General features: G+C 45.3%; 20 protein-coding genes and 2 tRNA genes. 10 read left to right on the top strand and 12 right to left on the bottom strand.

Annotation, left to right across the window (positions count from 1 at the left end):
- Positions 1 to 5: 5 nt before the first annotated feature.
- The 3 genes from metN to LU297_RS03870 all read left to right on the top strand — a co-directional run bounded on the left by metN (position 6) and on the right by LU297_RS03870 (position 2,809).
- On the top strand, positions 6 to 1,067 hold the full coding sequence (gene metN, locus LU297_RS03860) for a methionine ABC transporter ATP-binding protein MetN (RefSeq protein ID WP_285894531.1): 1,062 nt from the start codon (positions 6 to 8) through the stop codon (positions 1,065 to 1,067).
- Complete coding sequence (locus LU297_RS03865; RefSeq protein ID WP_263077100.1) at positions 1,060 to 1,749, top strand: methionine ABC transporter permease; 690 nt, start codon at positions 1,060 to 1,062, stop codon at positions 1,747 to 1,749. Before metN ends, LU297_RS03865 begins: the two co-directional genes overlap by 8 nt.
- A gap of 223 nt (positions 1,750 to 1,972) precedes the next feature.
- Positions 1,973 to 2,809, top strand: a complete 837-nt coding sequence (locus LU297_RS03870; RefSeq protein WP_263077101.1) for a MetQ/NlpA family lipoprotein — start codon at positions 1,973 to 1,975, stop codon at positions 2,807 to 2,809.
- A 166-nt stretch (positions 2,810 to 2,975) separates the two neighbouring features.
- Here LU297_RS03870 and ccmE read toward each other — a convergent pair whose 3' ends face one another.
- The 3 genes from ccmE to LU297_RS03885 are packed head-to-tail and all read right to left on the bottom strand — an operon-like array spanning position 2,976 to position 4,505.
- Positions 2,976 to 3,485: a cytochrome c maturation protein CcmE gene (gene ccmE / locus LU297_RS03875; RefSeq protein WP_263077102.1), complete on the bottom strand. Its 510-nt coding sequence runs from the start codon at positions 3,483 to 3,485 to the stop codon at positions 2,976 to 2,978.
- A 13-nt stretch (positions 3,486 to 3,498) separates the two neighbouring features.
- Complete coding sequence (ccmD, locus tag LU297_RS03880) at positions 3,499 to 3,705, bottom strand: heme exporter protein CcmD (RefSeq protein ID WP_263077103.1); 207 nt, start codon at positions 3,703 to 3,705, stop codon at positions 3,499 to 3,501.
- Positions 3,702 to 4,505 carry a heme ABC transporter permease gene (locus LU297_RS03885; protein WP_263077104.1) on the bottom strand — a complete coding sequence of 268 codons (804 nt, stop codon included), beginning with the start codon at positions 4,503 to 4,505 and terminating at the stop codon, positions 3,702 to 3,704. Before LU297_RS03885 ends, ccmD begins: the two co-directional genes overlap by 4 nt.
- 242 nt (positions 4,506 to 4,747) lie before the next feature.
- Here LU297_RS03885 and LU297_RS03890 point away from each other — a divergent pair, with 242 nt between their 5' ends.
- Together LU297_RS03890 and LU297_RS03895 are read left to right on the top strand one after the other, a co-directional pair.
- A complete protein-coding gene (locus tag LU297_RS03890) occupies positions 4,748 to 5,296 on the top strand; it encodes a hypothetical protein (protein WP_263077105.1) in 549 nt (182 codons plus the stop codon).
- Positions 5,297 to 5,323: 27 nt separating this feature from the next.
- Positions 5,324 to 6,478, top strand: a complete 1,155-nt coding sequence (locus tag LU297_RS03895; RefSeq protein ID WP_263077106.1) for a glutathionylspermidine synthase family protein — start codon at positions 5,324 to 5,326, stop codon at positions 6,476 to 6,478.
- A gap of 41 nt (positions 6,479 to 6,519) precedes the next feature.
- Here the strand turns inward: LU297_RS03895 and LU297_RS03900 are convergent, their stop codons facing one another.
- The 7 genes from LU297_RS03900 to rsmH all read right to left on the bottom strand — a co-directional run bounded on the left by LU297_RS03900 (position 6,520) and on the right by rsmH (position 15,512).
- Positions 6,520 to 7,746, bottom strand: a complete 1,227-nt coding sequence (locus LU297_RS03900) for a multidrug effflux MFS transporter (RefSeq protein ID WP_263077107.1) — start codon at positions 7,744 to 7,746, stop codon at positions 6,520 to 6,522.
- A 160-nt stretch (positions 7,747 to 7,906) separates the two neighbouring features.
- Entirely contained in the window at positions 7,907 to 9,004 is a 1,098-nt protein-coding gene (mraY, locus tag LU297_RS03905; RefSeq protein ID WP_263077108.1) for a phospho-N-acetylmuramoyl-pentapeptide-transferase, read from the bottom strand.
- Positions 9,005 to 9,017: 13 nt separating this feature from the next.
- Entirely contained in the window at positions 9,018 to 10,493 is a 1,476-nt protein-coding gene (locus tag LU297_RS03910; protein WP_263077109.1) for a UDP-N-acetylmuramoyl-tripeptide--D-alanyl-D-alanine ligase, read from the bottom strand.
- A 31-nt stretch (positions 10,494 to 10,524) separates the two neighbouring features.
- Positions 10,525 to 12,081: a UDP-N-acetylmuramoyl-L-alanyl-D-glutamate--2,6-diaminopimelate ligase gene (locus LU297_RS03915; RefSeq protein ID WP_263077110.1), complete on the bottom strand. Its 1,557-nt coding sequence runs from the start codon at positions 12,079 to 12,081 to the stop codon at positions 10,525 to 10,527.
- A 35-nt stretch (positions 12,082 to 12,116) separates the two neighbouring features.
- Positions 12,117 to 14,141 (bottom strand): peptidoglycan D,D-transpeptidase FtsI family protein, encoded by a 2,025-nt coding sequence (locus tag LU297_RS03920; RefSeq protein WP_263077111.1) that lies wholly within the window; start codon positions 14,139 to 14,141, stop codon positions 12,117 to 12,119.
- Positions 14,142 to 14,143: 2 nt separating this feature from the next.
- On the bottom strand, positions 14,144 to 14,494 hold the full coding sequence (gene ftsL / locus LU297_RS03925) for a cell division protein FtsL (protein ID WP_263077112.1): 351 nt from the start codon (positions 14,492 to 14,494) through the stop codon (positions 14,144 to 14,146).
- Between the two features lie 37 nt (positions 14,495 to 14,531).
- Positions 14,532 to 15,512 carry a 16S rRNA (cytosine(1402)-N(4))-methyltransferase RsmH gene (rsmH, locus tag LU297_RS03930; RefSeq protein WP_263077113.1) on the bottom strand — a complete coding sequence of 327 codons (981 nt, stop codon included), beginning with the start codon at positions 15,510 to 15,512 and terminating at the stop codon, positions 14,532 to 14,534.
- Between the two features lie 301 nt (positions 15,513 to 15,813).
- Here rsmH and gltX point away from each other — a divergent pair, with 301 nt between their 5' ends.
- The 5 genes from gltX (at position 15,814) to LU297_RS03955 (ending at position 19,242) form a co-directional block, all read left to right on the top strand.
- Positions 15,814 to 17,316 (top strand): glutamate--tRNA ligase, encoded by a 1,503-nt coding sequence (gltX, locus tag LU297_RS03935; RefSeq protein ID WP_263077114.1) that lies wholly within the window; start codon positions 15,814 to 15,816, stop codon positions 17,314 to 17,316.
- Positions 17,317 to 17,640: 324 nt separating this feature from the next.
- Positions 17,641 to 18,111 (top strand): Dps family protein, encoded by a 471-nt coding sequence (locus LU297_RS03940; RefSeq protein ID WP_263077115.1) that lies wholly within the window; start codon positions 17,641 to 17,643, stop codon positions 18,109 to 18,111.
- A gap of 162 nt (positions 18,112 to 18,273) precedes the next feature.
- A tRNA-Ala gene (locus tag LU297_RS03945) sits at positions 18,274 to 18,349 on the top strand.
- Positions 18,350 to 18,422: 73 nt separating this feature from the next.
- Positions 18,423 to 18,498, top strand: a tRNA-Glu gene (locus LU297_RS03950).
- Positions 18,499 to 18,567: 69 nt separating this feature from the next.
- Positions 18,568 to 19,242 carry a metal-dependent hydrolase gene (locus LU297_RS03955; RefSeq protein ID WP_263077116.1) on the top strand — a complete coding sequence of 225 codons (675 nt, stop codon included), beginning with the start codon at positions 18,568 to 18,570 and terminating at the stop codon, positions 19,240 to 19,242.
- Between the two features lie 2 nt (positions 19,243 to 19,244).
- On the opposite strand, the gene LU297_RS03960 is transcribed toward LU297_RS03955, so the two are convergent.
- Entirely contained in the window at positions 19,245 to 19,688 is a 444-nt protein-coding gene (locus tag LU297_RS03960; RefSeq protein ID WP_263077117.1) for a hypothetical protein, read from the bottom strand.
- Complete coding sequence (locus tag LU297_RS03965) at positions 19,685 to 20,539, bottom strand: DUF3025 domain-containing protein (RefSeq protein WP_263077118.1); 855 nt, start codon at positions 20,537 to 20,539, stop codon at positions 19,685 to 19,687. The genes LU297_RS03960 and LU297_RS03965 overlap by 4 nt, the downstream gene beginning before the upstream one ends.
- Positions 20,540 to 20,593 lie beyond the last annotated feature (54 nt).

Genomic DNA, 20,593 nt, shown 5'->3' on the forward strand with positions numbered 1-20,593 from the left:
AATTTATGAATACAGCCAAGCCCATGATACAACTGGACAATGTCAGCAAAGAGTTTTTGCTTGAAAAAGACGGCAAGCACACGCCATTTTTGGCGGTCAAACCCACCACTTTACACATCAAACAAGGCGAAATCTTTGGCATCATCGGTGCTTCTGGTGCAGGAAAATCCACACTAATCCGCTGTGTCAATCTGCTTGAACGCCCCACCACAGGCTCGGTGGTGATTGATGGCGAAGATTTAACCAAACTAGACGACCGCCAGCTCATCGCTGCACGCCGTCAAATTGGTATGATTTTTCAGCATTTTAATCTATTGCATTCTCGTACTGTCTTTGACAATGTAGCATTGCCACTAGAATTGTCAAACACCCCAAGACAACAAATCAAACAAAAAGTCGATGAATTATTGGCATTGGTGGGCTTGACCGAACGACAACATGCCTATCCTGCTAACCTGTCTGGTGGACAAAAACAGCGTGTTGCCATCGCTCGTGCCTTAGCCTGCGACCCAAAAGTCCTGCTGTGCGATGAAGCCACCAGTGCCTTAGACCCTGCCACCACACAGTCTATCCTAAAACTACTCAAAGACATCAACGCCACGCTTGGCATCACCATCTTGCTCATCACGCACGAGATGGAAGTGGTCAAACGCATCTGCCATCAAGTCGCCATTATGGATCAAGGACAACTCATTGAACAAGGTAGTGTCAGCGATATCTTTGCCAATCCGCAAACCGCACTTGCCAAACAATTCATTCAGTCCACACTAGACATAGGCTTGCCCGATGAATACATAAAGCGTCTATCCGCCAAGCAAATCGCTGGCACATATCCTGTCATCAAGATTGAGCTGACAGGAAATTCAGACGACTTACCTTTATTATCCCAACTTGCCAAACGCTTTGATGTCGAATTTGACCTACTAAGCTCGCAAGTAGAATATGCAGGCGATGTTCGTTTTGGATTTATGATTGCCAGATTGGTCGGCAGTCAAGATGCCATCAATCAGAGCATCGAATTTTTGCAAACGCACCAGACCACCGTAGGAGTACTTGGCTATGTTTAATGAAATGTATCAAGATTTTCTGAACGAACTTAGCCCAAAAATGTGGGAAATGGTCGGTACTGCTACTTATGAAACGCTGTACATGGGGCTGGCATCAACCCTGCTGGCGGTGTTGATTGGCTTGCCACTTGGATTTTTGGCATTTTTGACGGATAAAGGTCGCATTTTGCAAAACCGCACCATCTTTAACCTTCTTGATGTCATCATCAATGTCGGTCGGTCAGTGCCATTCATCATTTTGCTGATTGTCTTATTGCCTATCACTCGTATGCTGGTTGGCACAACACTTGGCACGACAGCCGCCATCGTACCACTAAGTATCGCTGCCATTCCATTTTTTGCCAGATTAACCGCCAACGCTTTGGTTGAGATTCCCACAGGTCTGACCGAAGCCGCCAAATCAATGGGGGCAACGCATTGGCAAGTGGTCAGTAAATATTATCTGCCAGAAAGTCTGCCCATCATCATCAATGCCATCACTTTGACGCTGGTGTCGCTCATCGGTTATTCAGCGATGGCAGGTGTTGTCGGTGGTGGCGGTCTGGGTAGTCTTGCCATCAATTATGGTGAGCATCGCAATATGATTTATGTCAAATGGATTAGCACCATCATCATTGTCGCCATCGTGATGATTTGCCAAAAAATCGGTGATATCCTAGCAGCAAAAGCAGACCATCGCTAGATGATTATGCCATTTTGGCATGAAGTTTTTTCATTTTAACTTGAAAAATATTGTTGTGAATCATTGTCATTTTATGGTTTAATATGCACAAGCAAACTTGGCGTCGATACCGCCCATTGTCTTTATACCAAAAGCAAATCGGGCAAGTCATTCGGTGCCAATGAAGTCAAGGAATGTCTTTGACAGGCTTTATGATTGGTTAATTTTTATTAAGGAATAAATCATGCAATTAACAAAATTATTTGGTATCTGTGCCATCGTGTCAGGCTTGGCATTGGCTGGCTGTGGTAATGATAAAAAAGCAGAACAACCTGCCGCTGATACTCCTGCTGCCCAAAGCATCAAAGTGGGCGTGATGAGCGGTCCTGAACACGCTGTTGCCGAAGTGGCTGCCAAAGTCGCCAAAGAAAAATATAACCTTGATGTGACTTATGTCGAATTTAACGACTATGCCCTGCCAAACACCGCCGTTTCCAAAGGCGATTTAGACGCTAACGCCATGCAGCATAAGCCATATCTGGACAAAGATAAAGCCGAAAAACACCTAGACAACCTTGCCATCGTGGGCAATACTTTTGTCTATCCATTGGCAGGCTATTCAAAGAAAATCAAAAACATCTCAGAATTGGCTGATGGTGCGACTGTGGCTGTGCCAAACGACCCATCAAACCTAGCTCGTGCATTGATTTTGCTTGAAAAACAAGGCTTGATTAAACTAAAAGATAACAACAACCTATTCTCAACTTCACTGGACATCATCGAAAATCCAAAAAATCTAAAAATCCAAGAAGTGGATACTTCTGTTGCCGCTCGTGCCTTGGACGATGTGGATTTGGCAGTGGTTAATAACACCTATGCAGGTCAAGTTGGTCTAAATGCTACTGAGCATGGTATTTTTATCGAAGATAAAGATTCACCTTATGTGAACATCATTGTGGCTCGTACCGACAACCAAGATTCAGAAGCGGTTCAAAATTTCGTCAAGGCCTATCAGTCTGATGAAGTAGAAGCCGAAGCCAAAAAGCTGTTTAAAGAAGGCGGCGTGGTAAAAGGCTGGTAATTTTCAAGCCCACAAAAAAAATCCCTTTTGATGAAGGGATTTTTTATTTGTTGGCTTGACCACACCAATCAAGTTCCAAGCCATTAACGCTTAACTTATGACATCATGCCACCTGTATCTTGTACGGCTCTTTTTTGGTTTTATCACTCAAATTACTGGCACTAGATTATTGGCTTTGATTTCGTTCGTCAATCTCACTCATTGGCGTTGCTGGCACAAATTGCCCATTATTCACATCTGTGCCACGCTCGCTGTGTTCGGTTTTTAAAGACTTGGCAACTTCTGGTGGCATGTAGTTTTCATCATGTTTGGCAAGCACTTCGCTGGCAACAAACACACCATCTTGAAGTTTGCCTGTGGCAACCACGCCTGAATTTTCAGCAAACAAATCAGGCAATACGCCACGATAGGTCACAGGCACAACCGATTTGAAATCGGTGATTTGAAACTGGATATTAAGCTGGTCGCTTGGGTCACGCTTGACCGAACCTGCCACCACCATACCACCTGCACGAATGCGTTTATCCTCAGGGGCTTGTCCTGTGCTGATGGCGGTTGGGTCAAAATAGTAGTCAGTTTGGTTGCGAATGGCGTATAAAATCAACGCAACAGCAACAATCGCCCCTAATAGCACCGCCATTACCCACATCATCTTTTTTTGTCGTACTACATTCATGTCATCACCACAGTCAGCTTGATTGTTGTTTGCGTTGTTTATTGGTTAGGCGTGATTGGTGCTGTCTGCCTAATCGTGCCAGCACCTGCCGTCTTTCGATTCTGGCATACATAATCAATGCAAACACCGCCACAAAAACGATGGCATAGCACAGCCAGACATAAAAACCATGCCCACCCATCGCCAAAAACGCTTGTATGCTTTGAAAATATGGGGTCATGACGACACCTCCGCAGGCTTGGTAAGTTTACGAAGTACCCACGCCTTATTATATTCTCTGCCTAAAATCAGCGAATTGGTGCGATAAATCGCCAAAGCCGCCACCAAAAAATACATACCAAGTAACATTACCAATAAAGGCAACCACATTGATGCACTCATCTTTGGGGCATTGGTCACCGTAAAAGTCGCCCCTTGATGTAGCGTATTCCACCATTCAACCGAATATTTGATGATGGGCAAATTGACCGCACCCACGATGGATAAAATCGCCGCCGCCTTGCCTTTGTTGGTGCTATGCTCAAAGGCGGTAAACAATGCCATCACGCCAGCATATAAAAACGCCAAAATCAACATCGAAGTCAATCGTGCGTCCCACACCCAATAAGTACCCCAAGTCGGCTTTGCCCAAATCGACCCCGTCAAAAGACTAAGCACGCACATCACAAACCCAATGGGAGCGATGGCTTGGGCGACCAGATTGGCGGTCTTGATTTTCCAAACCAAAAAAATCACGCCAAGCACTGCCATCGCCAGATAGATAGACATCGCAAGGCTGGCGGTCGGCACATGAATGAAAATGATGCGATAGCTATTGCCTTGCAGATAATCAGGGGGTGCAAATCCCAAACCCCAAATCGTCCCAATGGTCAATAGCACGCCTGCAATCATCGCCAGCCATTTGACCCATGGCGAAAAAATATGAAAAAATCGCTCTGTGCCAACAGTTGTCAAAAATCCCTGCCACAAACGCTCAAAAAACCCTGTCTTGGCGGCAGCTTTTGGGGTATTATTTGGCATATTCATCAACCCAATCTCATCTGATGAGAATATTTAGATATGTGTTTAAATCTGCTTATTATAACACAAAAAGTCGATTACGGCATTGCTCTTGCCATTTTATCGAAGTTTGCCAAGATACCCTGATTCTGGCAAATATGACAGCAAAAATTCTTAAAATATTAGATTGGTAAAAATCATCATAAAAACTTGTAAAATTGTTCATTTGCTTGCATAATGAATTTTTTGTTTTGGAGATTACGATGACTACTTCTTCACGCCGCTCAGCACAAATTTCTTTGGTGTTACTTGGTACAGCAGGGCTTGGCTTGACCGCCTGTTCGCCTGAACAAGCTGCCACTCCCGCCCCAGTTACCCAAGAACAAACCACAGTTTCACAAAACGCACAGCCCACCTATTCTAGCCCAGAGGCACAAGCACTCCAAGAGCAAGCCGCTGCTCTGCAAGCCCAAGCAGCTCAGCTAGAAGAACAAGCCCTACAAACCGCCCAAGCCGAACAAACAGACCAAGCGTCTGCCGACAATGGTAGTGGTGTTGGCACAATGCTTGGTGCGGCAGCAGCTGGTGCGGCGGCAGGCTATCTGGCAAGTAAAGCTGCAAACAATCGTGCCACCGCAGCCGCTCAAACCGCTCAAACACCCACCACCACTCAGCAACCTGTCCAATCACAGGCTGCCACCAATGCCAACAACCAAAAAGCTGCTGCTGCCCAAAACAGCCAAGACGCTCGCACAGGCACAAACCGTAGTGGTTTTGGAGCGACGGGCGGAGCAACAGGTGCTGGCTCATAAACAACTTTCTTAGATGGCTAAATAACGATGAAACGCATTCAAGTAACACCTCGTCCAAATTGGCAAGATGAAATGAGTCGAATTGGCTTTGATTATCACAGTATTGATGGTAATTATTGGCAAGAAGATGCCTGCTATCTGTTTGATGAGCAAGAAATTGATACCCTAGAAAGCACCACCGAAACCTTGCACGCCATGTACATGCAAGCAGTAGGACAAGTGGTCAAATCTGGCGACTATGCCAGACTTGGTATCAATGATACTGCCGCCACGCTGATTGAACGCAGTTTTGCTCGTCAAGAAATGAGCCTATACGGACGATTTGATTTATGCTTTGATGGCAAAAATCCCCCCAAGCTCTACGAGTATAATGCTGACACGCCAACCTCTTTGTTCGAGGCAAGTGTCGCTCAGTGGTATTGGTTGCAAGCTCAGACAGGAGAGCTTGCCAATGCCGACCAGTTTAACAGCATTCACGAGCGACTTTTGGTACAGTTTGGTGCATTAAAAGCACAAAGTTTGGGGGAGTTTTTCTTACATTTTACTGCCGTCAGCCGTAGTGATGAAGACCGCATTACCACCCAATACTTACAAGATGTTGCCATTCAAGCAGGATTGGCGACTGATTATCTGGACATTGGGGCGATTGGCTGGCGACAACATGACCTAAACTTTACCGACACCCAAGATAGGGTCATTCGCCATCTGTTTAAACTTTATCCTTGGGAGTGGCTGCTTGCCGAAGAGTTTGGGCAGCATATCGCCAGCAGTCAAACCAACTTTATCGAGCCTGCCTACAAGCTACTGATGAGCAACAAGGCTCTGCTGGCGGTACTATGGGAGATGTTCCCTAACCACCCCAATCTATTGCCCGCCAGTCTTAATCCCAACGAGCTGGGCGGTCAGGTTGTCAAAAAACCTTTCTTTTCTCGTGAAGGGGCAAATATTCATTTGCAATATGGCAACACCACGCTCAATACAACAGGCGACTATGGCAATGAAGGTTTTGTTTATCAAGCCACCCATCCTCTACCAGCATTCACCAACAATCACGGACAGACTGTCTATGCCGTCATCGGTAGCTGGATTGTCGGCAATGGTGCAGCTGGTATTGGCGTGCGAGAAGATGACACACTCATCACCAAAGACACCAGCCTGTTTGTGCCACACGCTTTTTTGTGAAGTAAAAAAAATCCTAAGTCAGATTGACTTAGGATTTTTGTTTAATCCATCTTGGATAAGTCCAATGTTGGGTCAAGGCGATACACCAAAAAAGTACCCATCGCCACCAAAATCGTGATGATTGTACCTAGTTTGGCGACAGCATTGACATCAGCCAAGCCGATGAGCAATCCACCAAAAATCCCCACCGAAAACTGCAACGCCCCCTGCAAGGCACTTGCCATGCCTGCTCGCTTTTTCTGAAACGCCAAAGCGATGGCAGCAGCATTTGGTTGGGTAAATCCTAAGCCTGCAATGCATAAAAAGATACTGGCAAATACCAACCAAAAATTCGCCTGCTTACCAAAAATCAAGCCCAGCCCAAGCAAGCATACAGCAAAGACCAACTGCATCAATGCCCCAAAACGCAGTAGTTGCACTAAGCGAAATTTTTTGGTTAAAAATTGATTGACCTGAATGAGTGCCATGAACCCAAACGCATTTGCCCCAAAGACGATGGCAAACTGCTGTTCAGAAAGCCCGTAATTGACCATAAACAATTCACTAGAAATCGATAAATAGATAAAAAATGCACCTTGCAATAAGCCTGCTGAAAATGCAGGAATGATGAAGGTCTTATCTTGCAATAAAGATAGGTATTGCGAAAAAGTCTCTCGCACAGGTCGAGTGTTGCGATTTTCAGGAGCGAGCGTCTCTTTGAGAAAAACCTTAGTCAAAATCAGATTTAGCACACCATAAGCGGTCAAAAACCAAAAAATCATGTGCCAACTTGCCACTTGCAGGACTGCCGCTCCAAGTGTTGGGGCTAAAATTGGAGCAACTCCCATCACCAACATCATCAAGCTAAACGCTCTGGCAGACTGGACGGGGCTAAGAGAATCTCGTACCGCTGCCCGAGTCACCACCGCCGTCACACACGCTCCCAACGCCTGCAAAGTACGGGCAGCAAACAACACATATTCATTCGTCGTGGTCGCACAGATGATGGAGGCAATGATAAAAATCGTCATGCCAAGATACATTGGCTTAACCCTGCCCACCCGATCGCTAAACGGGCCATAAAACAACTGCCCAAACACTAATCCCACAAAATAAGCTGGCACAGATTTGGCGATACTACCCACATCAACCCCAAACTCTGCCGCCATGCTAGGCAAGGCGGGTAAATACATATCAATCGATAAAGGACCGATGGCGACCATCAAGCCCATCGCCAAAATCCACAAAGTTGGTAATGGTGCTTGGCGAGCATTGGTAGAGTGTGTCATGGCATAATCCTAAATAAACGGACTGATTATTATAGCACAAACCAGCATTTGATGAAAAATCATACCGTCCAACGCCCAGATACTCATCATGTCAATGCCTAAATGCACAAAACCCCAAATCCAACCAAGTCAGATTTGGGGCTGTTGATGTATGGGGTAATCAGCGTAATTTGAGCGTCATCAAGCCAAGCACCACCAAAATGATACACACGATATAAAAACGAGCCACCACTTTGGTTTCTTTAAGACCTTTTTCTTCAAAATGATGGTGCAATGGTGCCATCAAGAAAATGCGTTTTTTACGCAGACGATACGAGCCTACTTGCAAGATGACCGACAAAGCCTCCGCCACAAAAATACCGCCCATGATGGCAAAGGCGAGTTCTTGACGGGTCATCACCGCCATCGTACCCAGCATACCACCCAATGACAACGCCCCAACATCGCCCATAAATACATCGGCAGGAGCAGCGTTGTACCACAAAAATCCTAAGCCTGCACCAATGATGGAGGCACAGACAATCGTGACTTCGGCATTATAAGTAATGAAAGGAACATGCATATAATCTGCATAATTTGGCGTGCCAGAAATATAGGCAAACACTCCCAAGCCTGCCGCAACCAACACCACAGGAAAAATCACCAAGCCGTCCAAGCCATCGGTCAGATTGACCGCATTGGACGAGCCTGCCAGTACAAAATAGGTTGCCACAATAAAGCCCAACCCAAGCGGAATGGCAGAGAGCGGAATCGTCAAATCCTTAAACATCGGAATGAGCATGTCCTGCATCGCCATCATCGTGGTTGCGTCTTGCTTGGTGGCAAGATAATACAATGAAATGCCTGCAAATAACGAGCCAACCGATAGCCAAAAATATTTTTTACGAGCAATCAGACCTTGTGGATTTTTATGCTTGATTTTTAGCCAATCATCAGCCCAACCAACTGCCCCAAAAATGACCATCACGACCATCAAAATCCATACATAAGGATTGGACAAATCCGCCCATAACAAAGTCGCCACACCGATGGCAGCCAAAATCAGCACACCACCCATCGTTGGCGTTCCCTGTTTTGCCAAATGCGTCTTAGGGCCATCATCACGCACTGCTTGCCCATATTTGAGCGTACGCAGATAATTGATGACAGGCTTGCCACCAAACAGCACGATTAAAAAGGCAGTAATTACGGCAAAAAGCGACCGTAAAGTCAATGAGCTAATCGCCAAGTCGGTTTGTTGCAACAACCAATAAAGCATAAATCAATCCTTATTATTCTTTGTCTTTTGTCAAATCGGCAATCAAACTTTCCATTTGCATGCCACGAGAACCTTTAAATAGTACCGTAGATTGCTGATTGAGCAACTGTGTTAAATGGGCAAATAAGGCAGCTTTATCAGCAAAATGCTTAGCAATGAGGCGTGTTTGATTGATGGCAATGGCTGTTTGCTCCATGTGCTTACCTACCGTCAAAACAGCATCCAATGCCAATGTCGCCAATGCCTCTCCCAGCTTAAAATGCTCATCATCGGCAGCATCGCCCAGCTCAAAAATATCGCCTAATACCAAAATTTTTTGCCCCATTTCACCTTCCAATACTTTGGCAGCAGCAATCATTGAGGTTGGGTTGGCATTATAAGTATCATCAATCAGCGTATGCTCGCCAAAACTTAGACGGGTCAATCGACCTTTTGGAGCAACTGCCTGCTCCAAGCCTGATTTAATCTGCTCAATCGACACGCCAAGTGCATGACAAGCAGTGGCAGCCGCCAACGCATTGATGATGTTATGCTCGCCAATGAACGGTAGTTTAATCAATGCACTTTGAATCTTGTCATCGTCTTGGATATTTAGGCTAAAAGTGCTGTGTGTCGCTAAACATTCGGTATCATCAGCAAACACATCGCCCATCAATAGCACCTGCTCAACACCCTCTTGACTTAGCATCTGGCGGTCTTCTTGGGTTAGGTCAGCTTCATCAAGACCGACCAATCGTTCGCCAAAACTCAGTTGCTTTTGGGTAAATTTGCCAGCTTCATTGGTAAGTAAATCAACAAACTCATCGCCAAATGGCAACACCGCCACACCATCTTGGCTTAGTGCAGTATAGATTTCTGATTTGGCACGAGCAATATTTTCTCGCCCACCAAATTCGCCCAAATGAGCCGTGCCAATATTAAGCACACACGCCACATCAGGACGCACCATGCTGGCGGTATAAGCAATCTCGCCCAAATGGTTTGCTCCAAGCTCCATCACGGCAAAACGATGCTCGTCTGATAAACGAAGTAGCATCATTGGCACGCCCAAATCATTATTCAGATTGCCATGCGTCATCAGCGTTGGAGCAAGTTGCCCAAAAATCGCCCCAATCATCTCTTTGGTGGTGGTTTTGCCACTTGAACCTGTCAATGCCACCACCGTCAAATCAGGGTGTGCATCACGGCGATATCTGCCCAAATCGCCTAGGGCAAGTTTACTGTCTGCCACCACTAATTGAGGAATGTCACACGCCACCACTCGCTCGACAATCGCTGCCACCGCACCAGCATCTTTGGCAGTCTGCACAAAATCGTGTGCATCAAACTTATCGCCACGAATCGCCAAAAACACATCGCCAGCCTCAATCTTGCGAGTGTCGGTGATGATATTGGTGCTACTGATGGGCTTAGGCAGTTGATGCCAAGAGCCATTGGTTGCAGCAGCCAGACTGTCTGAATGCCAAGTATAGGCGGTGAGTGTGGTCATTTTTTTACCTTAATGTTACTCAAATCGCAAATTATTTTTGATACTTTTTTAATAAATCATTTAAAATAGCCAAGTCATCAAAGTCATGTCTTACGCCTTTGATTTCTTGATAAGTCTCATGTCCCTTGCCTGCAATCACTACAATATCTGACGCTTTGGCAGAACTAACTGCTAATTCTATCGCTTTTTTACGATCTGCTTCTATAAGAATTTTGTAATGCTCTTCGCAGCTTAATCCTTGTTGCATGTCCGACAAAATGGCTGATGGCTCTTCGCTTCTTGGATTATCAGCGGTCAAAATCACTTGGTCAGCATAGTCTAAGCCTGCCCGGGTCATCAATGGGCGTTTGGTTTTATCACGGTCACCGCCACAGCCAAAGACAGCAATCAACTTGCCAGTGCAATGCTTGCGTAAGCTGGATAGCACCTGCACCAAAGCATCGGGCGTGTGTGCATAATCAACAATGAACGACCCTGTCTGGGAATTGGCTCTTTGCATTCTACCCCTTGCTCCTTCTAGGGTTTGCACCATCTTGGGAATGTGTCGAACCTGCTGTGGATACAAACTGGCGAATGCCGCTACGCTTGCTAGTAGATTATCCACATTAAACAAGCCAAGCAGTGGGCTTTGTAGCGTCATTGACCCATGAGGCGATTGCAATTCAATGCGTACGCCGTCCAAACTTGGCTCAACCGATGTCGCCACATAGTCGCCCTGTTGCCAAGAATAACGATATACAGGATAATCCACCTCATCGTCCAATAAAGCATATTGTGCATCGGCATTGACCACGCCTGCTTGCAAGGTGGGAAATAATGCTGGATTAAACAATCTGGCCTTTGCCAAACGATACTCTTCCATGTTGGCATGATAGTCTAGATGGTCGTGTGATAGATTGGTATAAACCGCCACCGCCACAGGCACGCCTTGCAATCGATACTGGTCAAGTCCATGCGAACTGGCTTCTAACGCCACTACTTGCACACCTGCCTGACCCATCTGATACAAAAATTTTTGGACAAGTAGCACATCGCCTGTGGTGTTGGCAGATTGGACAAGCTGACCTAGCTTACCATTGCCAGCCGTGCCCATGATGGCAGCAGAGATGCCTGATGCCTGACACAGCTGAGCGATGAGCTGACTGACGGTTGTCTTACCATTCGTGCCTGTGACGGCAATGACTTTTGGTAAAGTCACGGCAGATTGTAATTGCAAAGAAGCGGCTATCAAATCACCCAGCACCGTGCGAATCTTTGGCACAAAAACCATCGGCACTTGACTCTCTGATAATGCCAAATCAGCCGCATCAAACTCGCTGATGATGACACTCGCTTTATCCTTGACCATCTCAATATATTCACAGGCTCGCTTGCTGGCGGTCTGTTTGTCTTGACTGCTGCTTTTAAGTAGCACAAATGCACAGTCTTTTGTCGCCTGACGACTGTCCAGACAAAACTCACTGACCGACTGCTCCAAAATCGGTGCAAACCATGCCAACAACTCGTCTGCACCCAAAGCCTGTGCGTGCGTCTGCTGGGTGTTTACTGCTTTCTCGATGATTTGTTTGATGGTCATTGAGTGTGTCATTGGTCGCTCCGATAAAATGTTACTATTGTCCTGCATCATTGAGTTTTTGGTTTGTCATGACTGTCAGTCTGTGTATCGTTTTCAACATACAAAGGCTTATCATAAGGCACATTATACAATCTTAGCGTCTCTTGCATCACATTGTGAAACACAGGGGCAGAGACTTGACCTGCATAAAACTGCTTTCTAGGGTCTTCCACCAAAATCGCCGCCACAAAGCGTGGGCTAGACGCTGGTGCCATGCCTGCAAAAATCGCACGATGCTGGTCGGTATAATAGCCGCCCTTTGGATTGGTGCGTCGAGATGTCCCTGTCTTGCCAGCCACACGATAGCCATTGATGGCGGCAGCTTTGGCTGTACCACCATCAGCGGTCACCAGTTCCATCATCTTAATGATATCTTGGGCGTGCTTGGCTGAGATGACTTGTTTTGGTTCTTCCGCCTTGACATCTTTAACCAATGATAATGGACGCATCACGCCCTGATTGGCAATAGTGGCATACGCCTGAGCAATCTGTGCCAGCGTCACTTCCTGACCGTAGCCATAGCTTAATGTCGAACGCAATGAATATTCCTTTTCTTTTGGCGTGGGGACTTTGCCTTTGGCTTCGGCAGGGAAATTCAGGTGTGTTTTTTGTCCAAAACCAAACTTTCGTTGCATGTCCACAATGCTACTGGTCGGCAAGCTCAATGCAATCTTGGCAGAGGCGACAGTACTGGATTTTTGAATCAATTTTGAGAGTGTGATTGCCCCAAAATTTGCCCCATCACGAATGGTATAACCACCGACAAATAGACTACCTGGCGAAGTATTGATGATAGAGCTGGTGCTGTATTTGCCAGACTCTAAGGCAGCCGCCACCGTGATGGGCTTGACCACAGAACCTGGCTCAAAGACATCAAGCAAAGGGCGATTTTGTTCATTGCCACCATTGATTTCAGACAGATTGTTGGAGTTAAAAGACGGCCAAGAAGTCATCGCCAGCACCTCGCCTGTTTTGACATCAACCACGATGCCAGAGCTAGAACGAGCTGATTGTAGGCGACCTACCTGCTCCAATTCTTTGTACAAGACATATTGCAAGCGAGAATCAATCGTCAAGTGCAAATCTTTGGCATCAATGCGTGGCTTGATTTCCTCGATTTCGCTGATGGGCTTGTTGTTTTTGTCTCGCAAAATACGCAGCTGTCCTGCCTCGCCAGACAAATAATGATTGTACTGTGCTTCAAGCCCTGCACGCCCTATCAGCCCTTCGTCCTTATCCGAACGCCCCATGTATCCGATGAGCTGGGCATTGGGTTCAGCTTGTAGATAGTAACGGCGATATTGGGTCTCAACCGCCAACACATTGGATTTTTCATTCAACGCCAATACAGGGTCGGCAACCTCTGGCGATACCTTATCCAGCAGCACGATACGGCGACTGCCCTTGCCTGTTGGGAGAGATTTTTGGATTTGTTCGTCAATATTTTCTGCTTTATAATCTAGCGTCTGATTAAGCTTAACCGCTGCTTGTAATTTTTCCAATGGATAATTGGCGGTTGCTGCAATCTTGACCAAATCCACTTTTTCTAGCTCAGCGATGAGCTTGGCTCTGCGTGCTGGATTAGTGGTTTGCTGTAATTTTTTATGCGTTTCATAAAACAGCTCGGCATACGCTCTTGGGTCAAAAATAACCGTTTGCAAAGGTGCATTTGCCGCCAATGCCGCCCCATGTCTATCCAAAATCAAGCCACGCTGCGTATCAAGTTTACGAACGGTGGTCAGCATTTTTTCGCTTTTTTCCATGTAGGATTTGGCATTCACTACGCTAACCCATAAGGATTTTAAGGTCAAAATACCCAAGCCTGCCGCCATTGCCAGCCAAATGGCATGATACCGCCAAGCATCTTGTCGATAGCCACCACCCTCAACCGCTGATTTGGCTTTTTTGCGTTTACCAAAATTGCCAAATAAAGCGAAGCGTTTGGCGGTATGTTCCTTTCTGGTTTGCTGTCTTTTTTGTCGCAGTGGTGCAGTAACACGAGAAGCAGATGTCTGAACAGGTTTTTTTGCCATACTCACTCTCCTGCTTTTGGGGTTTGTGGGGTAATGATACGGCGATTATTGCCCGATGGAAAAAACATACCAAGCTCGCTGACGGCACGCTGAGCAACTTGCGGTGTGGCACTAAATGTCTGCTGTTCAATCAATAATCGTTGCTGCTCAGTACGCAATTTATCCATCTCAACATTCAGCTCTCGCAATTTGATGTGCGTCTGATGGCGTTCGTGCGTCTGTTGGACAGTTGCGATTGCCGTCCAAAAAATCGCCAGCACCAATACAGCCAATGTCGCACGCAATCCCCACAGGACGCTTTTTTGAAGCTCCTGAGACTCTGGTAACTCATGCAGTTGCGAATTGATGCTCATTGTCATTTCACCGTTTTTAATTCATCGATTAGGCACATCATGCCTGACCATACTCTTGTTTGGTGCGAACCGCCCCACGCAGCCACGCACTTCTTGCTCTTGGGTTTTGTTTGATTTCATCATCACTTGGGGCGATGCGAGCAGGCTTACCAAAATATTTGGGTCTGACTGGCGGTATCGGCAAATGCTCATCTTCCTCGTAGCGTCCACGACTGTGCTTTTGCAAAAACTGCTTAATCAGTCTGTCTTCTAATGAATGAAAACTAATGACCGCCAGCTTGCCATCTGCTTTTAAGGCGGTCAAACTTTGCTCCAAAAATGACTCCACATCACCCAGTTCATTATTGATAAAAATCCGCATCGCCTGAAAGCTCTGGGTTGCTGGGTGTTTACCCTTCTGCCAATTTGGGTGAGCTTGTTTGATGACTTCGGCAAGCTGCAATGTTGAATGATAGCTATCCATCGCCTTGATGGCACGGGCAATCTTACGAGAATGTCGCTCTTCGCCATATTGATACAACACATCAGCCAGCTCATCGGTAGAAACCACCGACAGCCACTCCGCCACCGTCTGACCTGTCGTGGTGTCCATACGCATGTCCACCGCCCCATCATGGCGAAAACTAAACCCACGAGAACCATCGTCAAGCTGAGGGCTAGACACCCCCAAGTCCGCCATCAATCCATCGACTTGTGCAATGCCTAATCTGTCAAGCTGTCTATTTAAGCTGGCAAAACTGTCATGCACCACCAGCACTCTGTCATCTTGTGCTGCCAGTTCATTAGCCACCGCAATCGCCTGTGGGTCTTTGTCAAAGACGATAAGCTTAGCATCATCTGCCAAATATTGTAGCAACAGGCGACTATGCCCACCACGACCAAAGGTTGCGTCCACATACACACCAGACACGCTACGTTTGTCCAGCTTGGTCAAGGAATGCACGCCAAGCACCATCGCTACGGTCGGTTCAAGAAGCACTGTCGTATGAGCAAAAACTGTATCGGCAGACTGCGTCATTGTCTTTTATTGTCCAAAAAAATGAAAGTATGAATAAAGATTTGCCAAAAATAAAATAAGCATACTATTTTAGCAGATAAATCATTGCTTTGTGGCAGTTTTTTGTGTCAGGATTATTGCTATTGGTGGGTTTTTTGGCAATTTTTTGCAATCGGTGGATAAATCTTTGCCAACGCTACCAAAAGTGATGCAAATTTGATATGATAATGGGCAAAATTTTGCCAAATTCATCATCTAATTTGACAAGCAAAACTAATTTTTATTATTTAGTACATTGATTTAGCACATCGAGAAAATAACCATGACTCGTCCAGTTCGTACCCGTATCGCCCCAAGCCCCACAGGTTTTCCACATGTTGGCACGGCATACATCGCCCTGTTTAACCTTGCTTTTGCCAAATCGCTTGGCGGTGAGTTTATCTTACGCATTGAAGATACCGACCAAGTTCGCTCAACCGCTCAGTCAGAGCAGATGATTTTAAACGCCCTTCGCTGGATGGGATTAGAATGGGCAGAAGGTCCTGATGTTGGTGGGCCGCACGCTCCCTACCGCCAAAGTGAACGCAGTGATTTGTACAAAAAATACGCCAATCAACTGCTGGACGACGGTCACGCTTTCCGCTGTTTTTGCACACCCCAAGAATTAGACGAAATGCGTGAACAGCAGATGGCACAAGGATTGCCTGTCAAATATGACGGCAGATATGCCAATCTATCTCGTGAAGAATCAGACGCATTGGCAGCCTCTGGCAAGCCCTTTGTCATTCGTATGAGAGTACCCACCGAAGGCGTGTGCGTTGTGCATGATATGTTGCGTGGCGAGGTGGTCATTCCTTGGGAGCAAGTGGACATGCAGGTGCTACTAAAAACAGACGGTCTGCCCACTTATCATCTTGCCAATGTGGTCGATGACCATTTGATGCAAATTACTCATGTGCTGCGTGGCGAAGAGTGGCTACCTTCTGCCCCAAAACATCAACTGCTGTATCAATATTTTGGTTGGGAGATGCCCGTACTGTGCCACATGCCATTACTACGCAACCCCGATAAATCCAAGCTATCAAAACGCAAAAATCCCACTTCCATCACCTACTACCGTGATGCAGGCATCTTGCCAGAAGCTCTGCTAAACTATCTAGGACGCATGGGTTATAGCTTGCCTGACGAACAAGAAAAATTCACCCTAGATGAATTTATCAATACTTTTGACATCAATCGTGTCTCACTGGGCGGTCCTGTTTTTGACATCGAAAAACTATACTGGCTAAACGGCGAATATCTGCGTGCCATGCCTGTCGAAACACTCAAAAACACCATTTTGGCATGGGCAAGCAATGATGAAAAACTGACCGCCATTGCCAAAGCCATTCAGCCACGCATCAACCTATTGTCTGATGCGGTGAATTGGGCAGGTTTTTATTTTCAAAATCTACCTAACATCAGTGCCGATGATTTTGCCCATAAAACACTGGATAACGATACACTGCTTGAAATTCTTTATCTTGCCACTTGGCAACTTGAAAGCCTGCCTGTATGGAGCGAAGAAAACATCTATCAAGTCCTCAAAGGTCTGGCAGCAACTTTTGAGATTAAGCTTAAAGACTTCATGCAGCCGTTTTTTGTGGCGATTGCAGGTAGTACCAGCAGTACGCCTGTCATGAACTCGATGGCGGTCATTGGAGCAGACATGACGCTGGCAAGACTTCGCCACGCTTGTGAAGTGCTGGGCGGTCTTGGTAAGAAAAAGCTAAAAAAACTAGAAGAGAAAAACAAATCTTTGCCAAATTTTCTAGACCAAGCCTAAACCAACAAAAACAAAAAGAGCCAATACGGCTCTTTTTTTATTGCCTTACCAAAATTATCACCGATAAGCAGTATCGTTTGAGGCTTATTTTCGTCAAAAACAAACCAACAATGATTAGCGAATGATAGTGGCTATATTTTGATAAAAAACTTCATTTGATAATGAATTTTATTTATGAAAATTTAATTGATAATTTAAATTATCAATTAAAAAAGCCAATCCATCACATAATAATATTTAATTTCACTTTACCGATTGTTTTTGTTATTATATCTCCATAAACACAATGTGTGTATTTATTAACCAAAACAAAGAGAGTCTATCATGAGTATCAATCAAATCGGTCTGACCAATGACAACGCCCAACCTGTCATCAACGCCCTAAACAACCTACTGTCAAGCTATCACATCTACTACATCAATGTGCGTGGCTATCATTGGAACATCAAGGGCGAACATTTCTTTTCATTACACGCCAAATTTGAAGAACTGTACACCCAGCTACAACTGCAAATTGACGAAATCGCCGAGCGAATCTTGACTTTGGGCGGTGTACCATTGCACGCTTATAGCGATTTTGCCAGCCACACCAGCATGAATGAAGACAAAAATGTACATGACGGTCGAGCTTGTGTCGAGGGCTTGGTCAAAGGACTAAGACACCTAATCGAAGAGCAACGCACTTTGGCGGCACTTGCCGAAGAAGCTGGCGATCAAGGTTCAGTGGATTTGGTGTCAGGCTATGTCCAAGAACAAGAAAAATTGGTCTGGATGTATAATGCCTTCTTAGGTTAATTCATCTTAATACTCCATAAAGCCGTGAAATTCTCACGGCTTTGTTGTATGTTTTTTATAAAAAAATATAATAATTTCAATAAGTTGTGATTTTTTTATAAAAAATTTCAAAAAAGACTTGACCCAAAATCAAATTGCTGTATAATACGCACTCATTAGCAAGGGGCTATAGCTCAGTTGGTAGAGCACTTGCATGGCATGCAAGGGGTCAGCGGTTCGACTCCGCTTAGCTCCACCAAATTATGCTAATAAGAATGTAAGCACCTAGGCATTTTCTTACATTCTGATGAGTTGAAAGACTTTTTTCTTGCGCTCCATTCGTCTAGAGGCCTAGGACACCGCCCTTTCACGGCGGTAACAGGGGTTCGAATCCCCTATGGAGTGCCAATATTTTCTCATTGAGAGCAAAAAGCCAGTCAAAATAAGACTGGCTTTTTTGTCATTGATGGATTGATGATGGCTAATTTTCGTACACATCTTGGCGTGGCTACTGTTGCCAGTACCGCATTATCAGGCGGTGGTTTTTATCTTCACATCTATGGTCTTAGCACAGCGGTACTGCTTGCCATCATCGGTGCGATGGGTGGCTTATTGCCCGACATTGATCTTGACCACTCAAAACCTGCCCAACAAGGTTTTTTTGCATTTGCCCTCATCGGTTCAACGCTCATCACCATCTTATATGCCAACAGCTATCAACAAAATGAGCTGATACTTGATTCTTTGATTTTATGGGCGGTGTGTTTCCTGTTTTTACGCTACGGTATTTTTGAGGCGTTTAGTCGGCTGACCATACATCGTGGCATGGTGCATTCTGTGCCTTATATGGCGTTTTTTGGACTGATTTTGACGCTGGTGGCGTTCTATGGTCTTAAACTAACCGCCTTTGTCAGCTGGCTGTTTGGGATATTTTTATTCTTGGGTGGATTGGTGCACCTGCTGCTTGACGAGCTATACAGTGTCAATGTCTATGGACTAAAACTCAAAAAATCCTTTGGAACGGCGTTTAAATTCTTTGAACACTCAAAGCCATTGCCCTACTTATGTCTATATTTATTTATCGCTGGGCTGCTGTATGTCGCACCGCCCGTCAAAGATATTTTGCTTAGCATGGGCAAATTCATCAAATAATCTTAACCAAATGCCAATCCTGTCGCCACAAATGCCAGCGACCACAGACAAATCAAGATGATATGAACATACATGATTATCAAGGTGTTTGGCGTATGGTTGCCATTGATTAGTTTTTTGACCACAAAAAATCTGGCGTGCAATGCCGTGATGAGCGTCAATAATAACCAAAATAGCTTGGCAAGCACCAAATGTCCAAGCACACCCGCCCTACCATCAATGAGCATCGACCAATCGGGCAAATAGCGATGCACCATGTATAACCCTGTCACAACCTGTATGGCAAGTGCAGTCATGCCAAGCGGTTCATAGCTTTGTTCAAATGCCAAAAATGCTTTGACATCGCCAGTCTTTAAGATGGGTGGCATCACTCGAATCAATAGATACAAATGACCACCCACCCAAATGCTTGCTCCAATCAGATGCAAAAATAAGACCATCATCATCGTCTGCGACCTGCTCGAAATACGCTGGCATCTTGATAAAATTCATCATCTTGATTTGCCCAAAAATAAGGAATGCCTAGCACGGGTAACGGCTGCAAATCTCTTGGCGTGGCATCATCACGACCAAGCCAATCATCAAGTTGCTGTGCCAAAAGTTGGTCTAGATACGCCAGTTTTTCGTCCATCGTCCAGCCAAAAAATTCTGCTTGAACAGGCACTACTAATGTATGCCCACAGAGATTTTTGCGAGGATTGATTAGCTGTTCTAATAAAGCGTGTCCAAACAAAAAACTCTGGGCATGCGTTTGATGATTTGGCTGGTCAGGATTGTGCCAATATTGTCTTGGAGTAACCAAACTGTGCTGCCAATCAAAATGGCATAGACGACTGGCGATTTGCTGTCCAATCTGCTCGGTCGATACCGCAAGCACAATGCCATTTTCATCGAACACCGTGATGGCATCTCGCACTCGATTGCGTTTATTTTGTGTGTCATCTACAAAAATATGTCGCAAATGATGCTTGTTCAAGATTGCTTTTGCACGCCCAAACACCGACCAAACACACGCCCCAAACCAATCATGCAGATTGTCTCTGGTGGGAATTTTGTGAAAATCACCAATAAACTGCTCATAAGCTGTGCCGTGTGGCAAATCATTTTGATGAGAAAATATGAGTGGTTTGTCCTGATAATTATTTAGGATAATTTTATTATCTGCAAAATAATCGTTCAGCCATGCATGAAGTGGCACATTCCCACCATTTACAAATGCCTGATGAATGAGCAAATAAGGCGATAACCAAAGTTTGGTTTGGTCAATGGTGTGAAAATCGTCAAAAAAAGTATGCATAAGTAAGCTAAAATGAAAATTAGCATAGCACATTTTGGTAGGTTTGAGAAGTCA

The organism is Moraxella nasicaprae (assembly GCF_025643275.1).
In the GTDB taxonomy this organism is placed as follows: Bacteria; Pseudomonadota; Gammaproteobacteria; order Pseudomonadales; family Moraxellaceae; genus Moraxella; species Moraxella nasicaprae.

Bases quoted from the DNA above. Each gene is read 5' to 3' on its own strand.
- gltX (WP_263077114.1), top strand. From the start codon at position 15,814: ATGACTCGTCCAGTTCGTACCCGTATCGCCCCAAGCCCCACAGGTTTT.
- rsmH (WP_263077113.1), bottom strand. From the start codon at position 15,512: ATGACGCAGTCTGCCGATACAGTTTTTGCTCATACGACAGTGCTTCTT.
- LU297_RS03870 (WP_263077101.1), top strand. From the start codon at position 1,973: ATGCAATTAACAAAATTATTTGGTATCTGTGCCATCGTGTCAGGCTTG.
- LU297_RS03910 (WP_263077109.1), bottom strand. From the start codon at position 10,493: ATGACCACACTCACCGCCTATACTTGGCATTCAGACAGTCTGGCTGCT.
- LU297_RS03940 (WP_263077115.1), top strand. From the start codon at position 17,641: ATGAGTATCAATCAAATCGGTCTGACCAATGACAACGCCCAACCTGTC.
- LU297_RS03955 (WP_263077116.1), top strand. From the start codon at position 18,568: ATGGCTAATTTTCGTACACATCTTGGCGTGGCTACTGTTGCCAGTACC.
- LU297_RS03920 (WP_263077111.1), bottom strand. From the start codon at position 14,141: ATGGCAAAAAAACCTGTTCAGACATCTGCTTCTCGTGTTACTGCACCA.
- metN (WP_285894531.1), top strand. From the start codon at position 6: ATGAATACAGCCAAGCCCATGATACAACTGGACAATGTCAGCAAAGAG.
- LU297_RS03915 (WP_263077110.1), bottom strand. From the start codon at position 12,081: ATGACACACTCAATGACCATCAAACAAATCATCGAGAAAGCAGTAAAC.
- LU297_RS03965 (WP_263077118.1), bottom strand. From the start codon at position 20,539: ATGCATACTTTTTTTGACGATTTTCACACCATTGACCAAACCAAACTT.
- ccmE (WP_263077102.1), bottom strand. From the start codon at position 3,485: ATGAATGTAGTACGACAAAAAAAGATGATGTGGGTAATGGCGGTGCTA.
- LU297_RS03900 (WP_263077107.1), bottom strand. From the start codon at position 7,746: ATGACACACTCTACCAATGCTCGCCAAGCACCATTACCAACTTTGTGG.
- LU297_RS03895 (WP_263077106.1), top strand. From the start codon at position 5,324: ATGAAACGCATTCAAGTAACACCTCGTCCAAATTGGCAAGATGAAATG.
- LU297_RS03890 (WP_263077105.1), top strand. From the start codon at position 4,748: ATGACTACTTCTTCACGCCGCTCAGCACAAATTTCTTTGGTGTTACTT.
- ftsL (WP_263077112.1), bottom strand. From the start codon at position 14,494: ATGAGCATCAATTCGCAACTGCATGAGTTACCAGAGTCTCAGGAGCTT.
- LU297_RS03885 (WP_263077104.1), bottom strand. From the start codon at position 4,505: ATGCCAAATAATACCCCAAAAGCTGCCGCCAAGACAGGGTTTTTTGAG.
- LU297_RS03865 (WP_263077100.1), top strand. From the start codon at position 1,060: ATGTTTAATGAAATGTATCAAGATTTTCTGAACGAACTTAGCCCAAAA.
- mraY (WP_263077108.1), bottom strand. From the start codon at position 9,004: ATGCTTTATTGGTTGTTGCAACAAACCGACTTGGCGATTAGCTCATTG.
- ccmD (WP_263077103.1), bottom strand. From the start codon at position 3,705: ATGACCCCATATTTTCAAAGCATACAAGCGTTTTTGGCGATGGGTGGG.
- LU297_RS03960 (WP_263077117.1), bottom strand. From the start codon at position 19,688: ATGATGATGGTCTTATTTTTGCATCTGATTGGAGCAAGCATTTGGGTG.